The 12,577-nt window shown below is 68.6% G+C and carries 10 protein-coding genes and 2 pseudogenes; 3 read left to right on the top strand and 9 right to left on the bottom strand.

Features of this window, described 5'->3' with window-relative positions; all coding sequences use genetic code 11:
• The first annotated feature begins 44 nt into the window (after window positions 1–44).
• Window positions 45–344 (top strand): hypothetical protein, encoded by a 300-nt coding sequence (locus ABT078_RS42775; RefSeq protein WP_502981306.1) that lies wholly within the window; start codon window positions 45–47, stop codon window positions 342–344.
• A gap of 61 nt (window positions 345–405) precedes the next feature.
• On the opposite strand, the gene ABT078_RS25275 is transcribed toward ABT078_RS42775, so the two are convergent.
• From ABT078_RS25275 to ABT078_RS25260, 4 genes are all read right to left on the bottom strand, one after another.
• A complete protein-coding gene (locus tag ABT078_RS25275) occupies window positions 406–1,401 on the bottom strand; it encodes a MerR family transcriptional regulator (RefSeq protein WP_351231429.1) in 996 nt (331 codons plus the stop codon).
• A 720-nt stretch (window positions 1,402–2,121) separates the two neighbouring features.
• Entirely contained in the window at window positions 2,122–2,265 is a 144-nt protein-coding gene (locus tag ABT078_RS25270) for a DUF6126 family protein (RefSeq protein WP_351231427.1), read from the bottom strand.
• Between the two features lie 5 nt (window positions 2,266–2,270).
• Window positions 2,271–2,912, bottom strand: a complete 642-nt coding sequence (locus ABT078_RS25265; protein WP_351231423.1) for a helix-turn-helix domain-containing protein — start codon at window positions 2,910–2,912, stop codon at window positions 2,271–2,273.
• A gap of 1,377 nt (window positions 2,913–4,289) precedes the next feature.
• Entirely contained in the window at window positions 4,290–4,661 is a 372-nt protein-coding gene (locus ABT078_RS25260; RefSeq protein WP_351231421.1) for a DUF8825 domain-containing protein, read from the bottom strand.
• A gap of 130 nt (window positions 4,662–4,791) precedes the next feature.
• On the opposite strand from ABT078_RS25260, the pseudogene ABT078_RS25255 reads away from it, so the two are divergent.
• Window positions 4,792–5,287 (top strand): annotated as a pseudogene (locus ABT078_RS25255) (hypothetical protein); the annotation flags it as partial.
• Between the two features lie 241 nt (window positions 5,288–5,528).
• Here the strand turns inward: ABT078_RS25255 and ABT078_RS25250 are convergent.
• From ABT078_RS25250 to ABT078_RS25235, 4 genes are all read right to left on the bottom strand, one after another.
• Window positions 5,529–6,197: a type 1 glutamine amidotransferase gene (locus ABT078_RS25250; protein ID WP_351231419.1), complete on the bottom strand. Its 669-nt coding sequence runs from the start codon at window positions 6,195–6,197 to the stop codon at window positions 5,529–5,531.
• Window positions 6,190–6,924, bottom strand: coding sequence for an MOSC domain-containing protein (locus tag ABT078_RS25245; protein ID WP_351231417.1), 735 nt, complete (start codon window positions 6,922–6,924; stop codon window positions 6,190–6,192). The genes ABT078_RS25250 and ABT078_RS25245 overlap by 8 nt, the downstream gene beginning before the upstream one ends.
• A gap of 377 nt (window positions 6,925–7,301) precedes the next feature.
• Complete coding sequence (locus tag ABT078_RS25240) at window positions 7,302–7,772, bottom strand: MarR family winged helix-turn-helix transcriptional regulator (protein WP_351231415.1); 471 nt, start codon at window positions 7,770–7,772, stop codon at window positions 7,302–7,304.
• 347 nt (window positions 7,773–8,119) lie between these two features.
• A complete protein-coding gene (locus ABT078_RS25235; RefSeq protein WP_351231413.1) occupies window positions 8,120–9,262 on the bottom strand; it encodes a sensor histidine kinase in 1,143 nt (380 codons plus the stop codon).
• Between the two features lie 1,437 nt (window positions 9,263–10,699).
• On the opposite strand from ABT078_RS25235, the pseudogene ABT078_RS42770 reads away from it, so the two are divergent.
• Window positions 10,700–10,939, top strand: a pseudogene (locus tag ABT078_RS42770) (IS30 family transposase); the annotation flags it as partial.
• Between the two features lie 135 nt (window positions 10,940–11,074).
• Here the strand turns inward: ABT078_RS42770 and ABT078_RS25230 are convergent.
• Window positions 11,075–12,046: an alpha/beta fold hydrolase gene (locus ABT078_RS25230; RefSeq protein WP_351231411.1), complete on the bottom strand. Its 972-nt coding sequence runs from the start codon at window positions 12,044–12,046 to the stop codon at window positions 11,075–11,077.
• Between the last annotated feature and the right edge of the window lie 531 nt (window positions 12,047–12,577).

Genomic DNA, 12,577 nt, shown 5'->3' with positions numbered 1-12,577 from the left:
CGCTTCAAGTCTCGCCGTTCTTCGATGTCGAAGGCTCGTACCGAATGCGGCTGCCGCTCACCGGTGAGCGCCTCGACCTCACTGTCCAGCTGCGGCCCCCTGGTGCCCGTCGGGGGAGCCCGTCGAGCATCTCGCGGGGCGGGGGGATCTATGTGCTGCACGACGAGGCCGACCGGATCACCTCCGCCCGGGAGTCCTGGGAGTTCGGGTGCAAGGCCAGGACCGCGGGTGCCGAGGCGGTCGGGATTCCGATGCCCACCGGGGGACACGCGATGCTCAGCGGCGCCTCCGGCTGGCACCGGCGTGCCGCCGAACTCACCGCCGCGTTGCTGCCACGCGGCTGAGCCCGCGTCGGACGGAATCCGGGCCGTCCGGCGCCACCGAGCCGACCGGAGCGTCCCGTCCTCAGTCGGCGGGATTCCTGTCGGCGGCGGGGTCGGGAAAGGCCGCGCAGCGGCGAGCGAGGATGTCGAGTGCTTCGCGCAGGCCACCGGGCCGCAGCATCCCCGGTGCGGCTGCGCGCCCGGCCCAGCCGGGACCGGCGAGCAGCACCAGCGGGTGGGTCCGGGCACCCTTGATGCCGAACGCGATCTCCGCCACATGCCGGGCCAGGGCGTGACTGGCGGTCGAGCGGGACTGCGACCAGAGGACGACGGCCGCGGGGCCCAGGCGGTGTACCGCCGCGTCGAGCGCCTCGGCCGGTACCGCTGCTCCGAACATACGGGTCGGCAGCCCTCGTTCGGTGAGACCGGCGGCCAGGGCCTCCAGCGAGAGGGTGTGCTGCTCGGAGGGGACGCAGGCCAGCAGGACCGGGGCCGCGTCCGCCACGCGCGGACGGGCGGAGCTCACCAACTGCCGCAGGGCCGTGGAGATGTGCCAGGACAACAGGTGCTCGACCTCGACGTAGCGGTCGTCCGAGGACTCCCACTTGCGGCCGACGGCGTGGAGCGTGGGCGCCATCACCTCTTCCCAGGAGGTGACGAGCCCGTGCTCGGCCACCAGATCGCGCAGCAACGTGTCCATGGTGGGACTGTCGAGTCGTACCGCCGCCCGGGCCAGTCCCCGGAACTCCTTGTGGACGTCGCCGAGCGGCAGCCCGTTGCCCGAACCCGGGGCACGCGTGGGCCCGACAGTGTCGGCAACCGGAGGCGCGGGGTGCTGCCCGGCCGCCCGGGTTCGGGCCACCCGGGCGGCCTCGGCCGGTGGCACGCCGGACGTGGTGAGCCGGCACATCTCCTCCAGCATGGCGACGTCAGCCGGTGACCAGCGTCGGTGCCGTCCGTCCTCCCGCGCCGCCGGACCGATGCCGTACCGCTGGTCCCAGGACCGCAGTGTGGTGGGGGAGACGCCCAGACGCCGGGCCATGGCACCCGTCGTGATGCCGTGCGTCGTGTCGGACATGCCTCCCATGATACGACGCACAAACAATGCACATGCGGAACACCTTCGCCCTCAGCCGGACCCCGGTGCGCCGAATGCTCTGTGAGAGCACACCCAAGCCACAGCCGTGGCGCATGCACCCGGCTTGAGGAGTAGGCCATGAACACCTCGCTCACGCGTCGCCGTGTTGTCACCGCCTTCGCCGTCGTGCCCCCTCCGCTCTCGCTCGGGGCCGGCGCATACACCCGCCCCGGGCCGCTCTCGAGGCCCCGACAGCTCGGCACGGGAGCGGGGCCCCGCCGTGGCTGCGGTGATCGTTGCGGTGCTGTCAGTCCTGGTGGGTGAGCTCGCGTGAGTGGACGTTCTTGCGCTGTGCGGGCGCCCGCGCCTCTGCTTGGTAGGGCCACCGTGCCGACGAGCTCGTGGGTCCGCTCGCGCCACAGTGCCCGTACCTCGCCTGTGGGCGGACGGCGCGAAGGACACCCGTACGCGCCTCTGTGCGCTCCGCCGGGCCGGGACGGCCTGCGGTCACGTTCCGGCCCGTGCGACTGGATGCCTCGCGCATCGGGGCATGGTCCGTGATGCAGAGCGCCATCTTCGCACTTTCTTCCCTCGCGTTGGCCGGGGCCCCTCAGCAGCGGCCCCGGCGCCGCTGCTGATCGGCGTGCCGCCCGGTGGTTCTGCGAGTCGGCGGCTTCTGGCCCTGTGCCGATCGGAAGGGAACTGGGGGCGAGCGACCGCTTACTTGGCTCCGACGGTGAACAGCAGGAAGAGGAAGCCGGCAACGAGATGGCCAGCCACGATGTAGGCGAACAGGCGGAGGGCGAATCCCTTGGGGAAACGACCGTCCCCGCGCTCGACGCCGGTGTTCTCACTGAGCGGCATGAGTGTCACCTTCTGATGGGTTCGTGCGCCGGTCGGCGCCCTGCGAAATCGGACGTTCCCCCGGCTCCCAGGCACAGATCACTGGCGGGGCTCTGGAGAAGCGTGTGGACGAACAGCAGGTCCGCGCCCCCCGGTGGTAGGGCAGTGATCCGATGGGGGGTGAGACTGTCGTAGTGGGCCGAGTCGCCCGGCTCGATGAAGTGCTCCTCGCTTCCCAGCGAGAGTTTGAGTCGGCCCGTGAGGACGTACAGCCACTCCTCGCCGGAGTGGACTCGGACCGAGTCGTTCTGAGTACCCGGTGGCACATGCACGCGCAGCGCCTGCATCGCTCGCCGGGACTGGCCGGCATGCCAGTAGGTCCATCCGTCGGCCCCTACTGATCCCGGGCCCGCGGGCTTGACCACAGGATCCCGCTCGGGAGGTGTCTCATCGAGCAGATGCGAGACGGTTGTGCCGTAGGTGCGAGCCAGCGTCAGGAGCATGGGCAACGACGGCTGCCGGTGGCCCGTTTCCAGACGGGACAAGTGCGCGGGAGACAGCCCAAGGCGTTGTGCGGCTGCTTCAAGGGTGAGTCCTCTGCGTTTTCGCAGGTCCCGCAGTTGCGGTGCGACACTGGAGAGGACGGCGCCCGTCTCCATGGCGCTCATCTCCGCGGTTCCTCTGACCATGCCACTATTGAGCCACAAGCATTCCTCCTAGGCAAAGAGTTTGCCTAGGAGGCAAGACTCCCTCGTAACGGACGCGGTCGAGTACGCCCCCACTGGGCAGTCAGGTTCCGGCGTCGTCGGCCAGGCGACAAGCAGCGGGACGACGGCACCGCTGGCAAGCCACGATGATGATGCCCGGCTCGTCACCTGGGACAGCGGGGCCTGGCGCCGCTGACACCAGCGGTTACGCCCCGCCCGCGGGATCCCCCTCCGCCAGCGCACTGCGGGGTGGCAGCCCCGGAGGGGCCACCGAGGCTGTAGAGGCACGACGGGAAGTTCACGCAGGCCTGTTTTCCACGGGACCCACCGCGGGACGATCGGCGTCGCGAGCCTGCCCAGGGCCGACAAGGCCGCAAGACCGATTCTCAGCAGATCTCGCGTGACCGGGTGACGGTACGCCAGATGCTCACGGCCGCCGGAGACGAGGGCGAAGGCCAGGCTGGGCGAGCGCCGACGCCATGCCCGTCCTGCACGACGAGTACCGCGAGAGACAGGAGCAGCTCATCGCCGCCCACGTGGAGCGGGAGGAGTTCACGGCGCCGGAGACCAGGGAGTAGCCGGCGGGGACGGAGGGCGACCCGATGGCTGCGATGAACGCCGGCGTGGGAACTCCGTGCCGGCGGTCGACCTCCAACTCGTACGCGCGGCACTCGCTGCGGCGCATCGGCCCGACATCCTGCCCGAGTAGGACCGGCCGGTTTCTGAGCCGTTGGACGTCACAGCGTCCCGCGGCGTAGCGCCACGTCCAGTTGGGAAACAGGCTCTTCGAGTCCGCGGATTCCGGTCACAGGCCGACGCGCCCCGCACACCGGCCATGCAGGCGTTGGGCGGGGCGGGTTCGCTGTCGCGCCGAAGCGCGGCAGAACCGGCAGGCTTCGACTTCTTCGGGCAGTGCTCGTACTGTCCGTTCTCGGATGATCTGTCGGATGTATACCTGTTGCCGTATATATGGCATTCCATGGCATGCGCGCCGTTCGGGCTCTTGCCGTCGATGCTGATCTCCAGCGTCCATTTTGGTGGTGGCCTTTGGCGCTCGGCCTTGCCGTGGATCGTTTCCTGCTGGTCGCGGTGCGTGATCCGTTCGCGGGCGCGGGCCGGTTTGAGGACGAGGAAGGTCGCCGCGGTAGGAGTGCCGGCGCCGGCCGTGGCGTGAGATTGCCCCGTGTTGCTCCGGTGCCACGGACGACGGGCTGGACAGGGCGACGTGCCGGCCGATCTCCCGGACGGTGGGGGTCTTCACCGTGATCGTTGATCCACTCCCGGATGCAGGTCAGGATGCGTTCCTGCTGCCGGCTCAGGTGGTCCAACGCGACGTTCTCACCCTGCCTTCAGTGCCGCAGGTTCTGCGGTCGCCGGCACGGCGTCGGGGTGGTGCTTGAGGGCCATCCGGGCTTCGACCCGCGCCGGGTCCTCGATGGTCGCCCAGTACGGATGGGTCGACACCTGGATGGACAGATCCCGGACCAGCTCGCGCCGGCGGGCGTAGTCCACCTTCTGCTCGTCGGTGTAGCCGGGACTGTCCGCCCGCCCGCCGGTCACGACCCCGGTGTGCGGGTGCACCTCGCCGGGCCAGCCCTTGGCCGGTACGACCGACCAGGGCAACGTGCGGCAGAACGCTTCGTACTCGGCTCGGGCCCGATGGAGGCGGAGCTGGGCGTCGAGGAGATCGGGAGGAAAGGTATCGGCCACGACCAGAATGATACGCCTGTTCGAATTCATGGAAGAAGTGCGACCGCGCGGAAATCACCCGAACGGGTGCGGTGGGGTCACCCGGGACCATGCTCCAAGGCCACTCACCCTGGCGTCTCGCCGTCGACTGCCGGCCTGCACCGCCGGCTGCTGCGGCGCCCTGTACGTCACCATGCGCCGCGAGGGCGATCGGGTGATCCGGGACTCCTGGGAGAACACCAGCAATGTCACTGGTGTGCCCGCGGACATCTGCTTCGACACCGCCCAGTACGAGGCCGAACTCGCGCGGGCCGCAGCGGACCGTAGTTGGGAAGAGCCGGTGGACACTCTCTGCCCGGCTCCTCGAGCAAACCCTTGCGGACAGCGGCTGGTTCGAGCGGTGGGGCTGCGTCCTCACGAATGTCTCGCCACGACGCGAGGAGCCCGGCCTCCCCGAGGAGCTCACAAGCCCCGATGGCGTCGATGTCGAGTTCCGCCAGATCCCGGGACCGGGCGAGCGTACAAAGTTGTACGGGTACGAGTTGTTTGTCACTCGCCACCAGTCCGTGGAGGAGCAGGCCCGGCGGCTCGCGGCCCGCATTCTGGGGGACGATCCGCGGAAGACTGCTGAGATTCGAGAACGCTGAGGACCTTCGGGCCTCCTGTCGAAGGTGATCCAGTGGAGACGCTGGGGCGGATTGGCACCTCTGGACGCGATGACCGGCAGGACCAAAGCGGGTCTCGGTCATGCCGAGTGGCTGCCATACGCGCGTGGTGACTGGTGTCGCCCTGGGACAGGAGTGTGACGTCTCCTGCCGCTCTCATGAATCAGCCCAAAACGACCTGCTTCGAAGCGCTGGCCGGCAGACTCAGGAGGTCCCCGGACATTCAGCCGAGTTGGAACAGCCGGGGCAGGACGGTACGTCCGATGGCGGCGACGGCCCTCATCTCGTGCGCACTGGGACGGGCGTGGTCGGGCAGCAGATGCCGTAGCGCGTCGATGGCTGCGGCGTCGACCTCGATGTGGAACTGCAGTCCCCAGGCGGTGGGTCCGACACGGAAGGCCTGGTGGGCGTAGCGGGTGCTGGAGGCGAGGAGGCGGGCGCCGGCGGGCAGTGTGAAGGTGTCCTGGTGCCAGTGGAAGACGGGCAGGGCAGGGTTGAGGCCGGTGAGGAGCGGGTCGTTCGACGCTGCGGGGGTGAGGGTGACAGTGCCTGCTCCGATCTCGAATTCGGGTCCTTGTGTGACATCCGCTCCCGCGGCGGCTGCCAGCAGCTGAGCCCCGAGGCAGATACCGAGGATGGGAATCCGGGCGCTGAGGGCATCGGTCAGCAGGCGGCGTTCATCGGCGAGGTGAGGATGGTTGGCGTCGTCCATGGCGTTCATGGGGCCGCCGAGAACGATGAGTCCGGCCGTGTCGGTGATGGACGGGAGTGGGGCGCCTTCCCACATGCGGTGGATGTGCAGATCCGCACCGGCTTTGGTCGCGGCGGTCGTGATCAGCGCCGGGCCCTCGTAGGGCACGTGCTGCAGGACATGCCAGGAGCGTTCAGTCATGGGGTTCCTTGCTGTCGGTGGGGGTCCCGGTCAGTCGCGCCTGGTCGGAGTCGTCGTCGCGTCCGGCGACTCTGCGCTGCAGAGAGATGCGCCAGCTGGCAGGGAGATCGGGGAGGGCAAGCAGTGTGCTGATGCCGTCGAGGTCATGACGGTCGTGGTGCATGACGCGGTTGGCTTCGGCAACGCTCACGTGGGGGTTGCGACGCTCGACGAGTGTCATGACGGCGCCGGCGCGTATGCTTCCCGGCTGCAGGACGCGTAGGTAGTAGCCGGTGCGGCCGGTGCGCTGCATCGCGGGTGCCAGTTGGTCGTTGCCGAAGCGTGCTGCCAACCGGTAGCAGGGGCGGCGTGGCTGCGTGACCTGGAGGAGGGTGGTGCCCACCGCCCAGATGTCCCCGATGCAGACGTCCGCCTCCAATGCGCCGCGGGTGGTCAGGTTTTCGCCGAGTGCGCCGCTTGGCAGGTCGGGGTCGCCGAGCAGTTCGCTCCAGTGCTCATAGTGCTCTTCGGGATGCACACACAGGGCTTTGGAGGGACCGCCGTGGTGGCGCAGATCGGCCTGGCCGTCGCCGGCGAGCCCCTGGCGGCTGACCCTGGCGGGGCCGGTCACCGGGTGCTTGACGATGCCGGTCACCAGCTGGGATCCCTTCCAAGGCAGTGGTACCGGCTTTCCCGCCTGGATCGAGGCGATGTGGATCTGGGGGGTGGCGGTGTCGGTGGGCGGCATGGCAGGGCCTTTCACAAGGTGGGTGTTCCTGAGGCACGGCCACTGACCCGGTGCCTGACACGCCGGGGTGTCGTTCACATGGCTTCACGGGCAGAAGTGGTCCGGGCAGCGTCGCGGAGGCCGGTACGGTTCCGGTCGGCAGGGACGAGACCGCGTACACGTCCACCTCGCGGCGAGTGTGGACGAGCCGGGTGGACTACTTGCTGAGCAGAGCGACCGGCGGGAGTTGACCTCGGTGCGGCCCACGGAGTTGAAGCAGTTGTGAAGACATGCAGGGCGATGTTGGCGACGTTCTCACCATCGCCGTGACCGGCGGATCATGGCGCGTGGTGCGTCCGGGACCGCTCACGGCGGACCAGCGACAGGAAGCAGCCTGATCAGCGCGCGGAGACGTTGGCCGTCAGACGTTCGAGGAGGGACTTGGCTTCTTCGGTATCCCGAGCGGTGAAGCCCGCCGCGCGCCCCATGGCAACGGGGATGGCGCGAGCGCGCTCGCGGAGCTCGACCCCCTGTTGGGTGAGAGTGATCTGCACCGAGCGCTCGTCGTCCACCTGACGCTCGCGCCGGATGAGCCCGTTTGCCTGCAGGCGCTTCAGCAGCGGCGTCAAGGTGCCGTAGTCGAGCTGCAACAGCGTGCCCAGAGTCTTGATGGGGAGGGCGCCGTGCTCCCACAGCACCAGCATCACCAGGTACTGCGGATAGGTCAGGTTGAACTCGTCCAGCAGCGGGCGGTAGCGATTGGTCAGCGCGCGCTGCGCCGCGTACAGGGCGAAGCACAGCTGGTCCTCGAGCAGCATGCTGACCGCCTCAGCGTCAGCCTGCCCGGCGTCTGTCGCGGTCTCGCTCATCACGACTCCTCCCTCAGGCAAGTCTTGCCTGCTCGATAGCCTACCCCAAAATGTTCAATTGCGAAATTATATTGTGCACACTTAAAAAGTGGGCGTGGAGTGATGGACACCGTTCTCGCCTTGGATCCTGGGCCGGCACTGCAGCGGCCGCCCACATCAGAGACAGTCCAAGCGCCTGCAGTCGACCGTGATGATGTGCAGCCGGCCACTGAGCAGGCCGCAGGGCCGACGGCGAACGGATGTCTGAGTCGCCGGAGCAGCCCCCGGCATGAGCTGGGCTCAGCGCGTCGATCGTGCTGACCGCGAGCGGGGCGAGGGAGCTCGCCCAGGAAGAGATCCCCGCCTGGTTACTGACTGACTCCGGTGGGGAGGTCCAGGCGGAGTTCGTAGCCGCCGTCGGTCGTCGGGCCGGAGGTGATGGTGCCGCCGAGGAGTTCTGCGCGCTGGCGGAGGCTGTCCAGGCCGTAGTGAGCGCTGGGCAGGGGAAGAGCGGGTCGGGTCGGGGCGGTATTGGTGACCGTGAGGTGGACGGCGTCTCCCTCACGGCGGATGCGGACTGTTGCGGTGGCGCCGGGGGCGTGCTTGCGGACGTTGGTCAGCGCTTCCTGCACGGTGCGGTAGATCGCGCGCTGGACGGTGGGAGGCAGGCCGTCCGGCGCATCGTTCCGGTGGTCCGGCTGATGGCTTTCGGTCTGCAGGTCGGTGTGCAGCTCGGCCTCGATGCCACTGCTGTCGACGAGGCGGGGGAGGTCGAGCAAAGACGGCTGCGGGGTCAGTTCGGCGGGGCGGCCCCCGGCGGCGCGCAGGACGCCGACCATGTGCCGCAGTTCGTCGAGGGTCTGCACGCTCAGCCGTCGCATCGTGGCCGCGGCGTCCCTGACGTCGGCGTCCCCGGTGCCGATCTGGAGGGCTCCCGCCCGCACTGCGATGAGGCTGACCTGGTGGGAGACCACGTCGTGCATCTCCCGGGCGAGCTGCGCGCGCTCCCTGGCCAGCACGGTCTGGGCGATCAGAAGTCGCTCGTGGTCACGCGCCTCGGAGATCTCGGCGAGCCGCAGCGACAGGTCACGCCGGGTCTGGACGAGCTGGCCCAGAAAGACAGCCGCAGCCGCCGTCGCCGCGGTGTAGCCCAGAGAACTCAAGGTTGAGCTGGCCGACAGGTCGAGCTCCAGGGATGGCCACGGTGTTGCGACACTGACTGTGAACGCCAATGCGCAGACTGCCAGGAGAGCGCGACTGCGCGTACACGAGGCGAGGGTGTACAGCGCGGCCAGCGCGGCGAAGGCCGCGTCGGCAACCAGAACTGCCGGCAAAGTCAGCACGAACGTCGGCAGCGGCCATCGCCGGCGCAGCAGAAGAGCGAAGGCCGCGGCCAAGGAGCAGGTCATCCGCAGCGGCTCGTCGCGGTCGAAATGGACCCAGACATCGAGCAACGCGACACCGACGAGAGTGGCGTCCAGCAGCGGACCTGGCAACCGGCGGGAGGTCATGCCCCCTCCTGGTCCCGCGGCGGTCTGAGCATGCACTCCCGCTCGGCGAGCAGCTCGGCCTGGACGCGACCGCCCACCTTCAGCTCGGTGAGAATCCCACGCATATGATCCTCCGTGCGAGTGCGCAAGTGGAGCAGTACGGCGACAAGAGTGTCCCGTTCGACAGTCCCGCTACGATGAACCCACGACCGGCCAGGACGGTCGCAGGCGCCTGTCTGAATCAGAGGCTCCTCACCGACAGTCGACACCCGGATCACGTGTGCTCCACTCGCCATCGGGCCACTGTCCGATTCGTACCACGCCGGGTGAATCCCTGTGGCCTCCGCCCACCGAATCCGGTCGGGTGGCGGGGGCGGTACCCGCCGGTCGGCGGGGTGGGTCCGGACGCCTGCCGGGGTGGGTGCGGACACCTGCCGGCCGTCCCTGGGCCGTCCGTCACGCCTCTCGGCAGCAGCCAGATCATCCCACCTCTGCTGCGGTCACGGGTTTGCTCTCCAGGGATGAGGGCCGCGCGCGAACAGGGCTTGGCGGCGATGGCGACATCCGGCCGGTCCTTGGGCGCGATCCGGAGAGAGGCGATGTCGTCGTTCACCGACGGGGAAAGCTACGAATCGCCGTTGCTCGACGACTGGATCCGTCGCAGCCTCCCCGACGACGGTTACGGCGCTCAGTACCGGCTGGCCGCCAGGCACGTCCTCCACACAATTGTGGGCTGTCGTGGTGTGGGCGCTGCGGTGGTGGTGTGCGGCGAGGCGCAGGCACCGGTTTCGCGGGCGCGGGATTCAACTCGGTTGACGTGCAGCGGGCGGAGGGCCGGCTTGGACTTCATCTTCCTGTCGCCTTGCGGGAGGCGGGAGCGAGGTGGCCTGCGTCGGCGTGGGGTGTACCTGTGTACACCCCGGCCCGGCATCCACACGCAATGGCGCCGGCTCCGCCGAGCGGCATCGTGAAGCGCACGTCGACGACAGGTCTCCCGCCCTCTGCGGCGTTCAGTCACACGGCTGCCCGGCGGCAGCACACGAACCCGGTCACTGAGCCCCTGTTGGTCGAGCTGAGCCAACCGCACCGCAGTCCGGCCCCTGACCCACTGGATAACGAGCCGGGCACAAGCAGACATGCAGCAATTGCGTGACATTCCATGGTGCCCGACACCAGCCGGATCGGCGAACAGGTGCCGAGCACCTCAACGGGTCCAGGGCAAGCGTTACGAAAACGCGTTCGGTTACTCGCGGCCCCTGCGCAACTAAACGTTGAGGAAACGAAGTTGGCCCTGCATGGCCACTGCTCGTCGGGCACTGGTGTGTCCCGGCGGGAAGTCTCCCTCTCATTAGCGGGGGACCTATTGCGTTCCGACGACACTTTCATATGCCGCACAAAGCCCCCGCGGTCACACTTGAGTTCTAGCAGTCGTCGCATCACCCCAGTTCAGGGGATGCGATGGACTTCACGATCCGGGATGACCGGGGGCCAGGCGGAGGCCGTCGTCTGACGCGTGAGCGGGAGGCACACTTCCAGCTCATGCAGCAGGGCTACGGCAACAGAGAAGCCAGTCGGATCGTCGGAATCAACCGGCAGACCGGCAAGAGATGGCGCAACGGCTGGCACCCGCCGCCCACCGGGAAGCCCAAGCCTCCGATCCGGGTGGAGGCTTCGGCTTCCGGCGCGTCCAGGTACCTTGTGAGTCGCGCGCGTGATGGCGAAGGCCCGCAGCTACTCGGTGAAGTGCCGGAAGACGGTCATTCCCGACGTGTACGACCCTCGTGGAACGATTGGTTGACCCCGTATGGGCCAGCCGCCGCAGCCCCGTCCGCGTCAGTGCGTGCGGCGTCGCAGCCGGCGGCCGAGGAGAACGCACGCAGAGCCGGCGGCCAGAGATGCGCCCGCGATGCCGCCGAGGGCGATCGCCTCCGTGCTGCGCCCCGAGGTGCCGGTGTTCGCCAGCGCCGGGCGAGCGGGATCGGTGTCCGCGGCGGTGGCGGCCTGGAAGATCAGCTCGGCGACGGCATCGGGGCGGGCGATGAGGGACACGTGGCAGGTGTCGATCTCCACGGTGTGGGAATGGGCGCGCTTGGCCTCGAAGCGTTCCTGCTCCGGATTGATGGTCATGTCCTGCTGGCCGATGAGGGCCCAGGACGGGACGTCTCTCCACGCCGCGACCTTGGCCTTCTCCGAGAACGCGGTGGTGGCCGCGGGCCGCTGGGTGACCGCCAGCAGGTTCGCCTCGCTGTCCGGCAGGCAGGCGGCGAAGACCGGGTGCACCTTGTCCGGCTTGAGGTACAGGTCGGTTCCGCTGACGTCGCCCGCCTGATATGGCACGGACGTGGTGGCGGTGCCGAGGGCGCTGGGGAAGCGGGCGGACAGCGACATGCCGCTCTCACCCACGTCGGGCATCAGCGCCGATATGTACACCAGGGACTTCACCTGGGGATTGCCGGCTGCGGCCGTGCTGATTACGGCTCCGCCGTAGGAATGGCCGGCCAGCACGATGGGGCCCTTGATGCTTTTGAGCACGGAGGCGATGTAGGCGGAGTCGCTGTACAGCCCGCGCAGCGGGTTGGCAGGGGCCATGACCCTGTAGCCGCGACGCTCAAGCCGTTCGATCACCCCTTTCCAGCTGGAGCCATCGGCGAAGGCGCCGTGCACCAGCACGATGGTGGGCTTCGCGCCGCCTGTGCCGCCGTCCGCGACTGCCGGGGCCGCCGTGACCATACACAAGGCGGCGGCGGCGCACCCCGCCGCCGCGACGTGGAGGCGCCGTATGCCGTGGACCGCAGATGCCGTCATGCCGTTCTCGCTTCCTCTTGAGGCCTTCGACACCTCAGCGTTCACGCGTCGGTGCCGTCGAGCCCGCTCATCCGGTGCAATCGGGTGAAACCGGCGCGGCATCGCGGTGACAGCGAGCACGCTGCGCTGGTCGAGGCATCGACAGCCGCAGGAAGCGCCTGCTCGCAGTGATGGACGCAGCATGGCGTGGACACAGGAGCCCGCACCAAATGGGTGAACCCCACTGGGGGAGCCTCGGCCGACCGCCGTGACGTGCGTTCCACGCCCCTTCCCGAAGTTGCGCCGATGCGCCGTTGAGAGACGATGGGAGACGGTCGGGGTCATCTGTGATGACCGGATCCCCTAATACTGCAACCGCATATGGCGTGACGGTCGGCGTTGTTGCTCGTTGATGTGACTGTGTGAACAGTCGCTGACGGTTGAGCAGATCGAGTCCTGGTCCGAGGGGATAGCCGGGTTGCATGCCCGGTTCGGGCATCGTTTTGGCAGGTCGGAGCCTCGAGATCGGGCTCTGGACTACTTGAGGGGTCT

The organism is Streptomyces sp. NPDC002133 (assembly GCF_040296405.1).
GTDB lineage: Bacteria > Actinomycetota > Actinomycetes > Streptomycetales > Streptomycetaceae > Streptomyces.
This window is presented reverse-complemented; position numbering and strand designations above follow the sequence as displayed.

Excerpts from the sequence above, each read along its gene's own strand:
- ABT078_RS25275 (WP_351231429.1), bottom strand. The coding sequence starts at position 1,401 with ATGTCCGACACGACGCACGGCATCACGACGGGTGCCATGGCCCGGCGT.
- ABT078_RS25250 (WP_351231419.1), bottom strand. The coding sequence starts at position 6,197 with ATGACTGAACGCTCCTGGCATGTCCTGCAGCACGTGCCCTACGAGGGC.
- ABT078_RS25245 (WP_351231417.1), bottom strand. The coding sequence starts at position 6,924 with ATGCCGCCCACCGACACCGCCACCCCCCAGATCCACATCGCCTCGATC.
- ABT078_RS25270 (WP_351231427.1), bottom strand. The coding sequence starts at position 2,265 with ATGCCGCTCAGTGAGAACACCGGCGTCGAGCGCGGGGACGGTCGTTTC.
- ABT078_RS25235 (WP_351231413.1), bottom strand. The coding sequence starts at position 9,262 with ATGACCTCCCGCCGGTTGCCAGGTCCGCTGCTGGACGCCACTCTCGTC.
- ABT078_RS42775 (WP_502981306.1), top strand. The coding sequence starts at position 45 with ATGCGGCTGCCGCTCACCGGTGAGCGCCTCGACCTCACTGTCCAGCTG.
- ABT078_RS25240 (WP_351231415.1), bottom strand. The coding sequence starts at position 7,772 with ATGAGCGAGACCGCGACAGACGCCGGGCAGGCTGACGCTGAGGCGGTC.
- ABT078_RS25230 (WP_351231411.1), bottom strand. The coding sequence starts at position 12,046 with ATGACGGCATCTGCGGTCCACGGCATACGGCGCCTCCACGTCGCGGCG.
- ABT078_RS25265 (WP_351231423.1), bottom strand. The coding sequence starts at position 2,912 with ATGAGCGCCATGGAGACGGGCGCCGTCCTCTCCAGTGTCGCACCGCAA.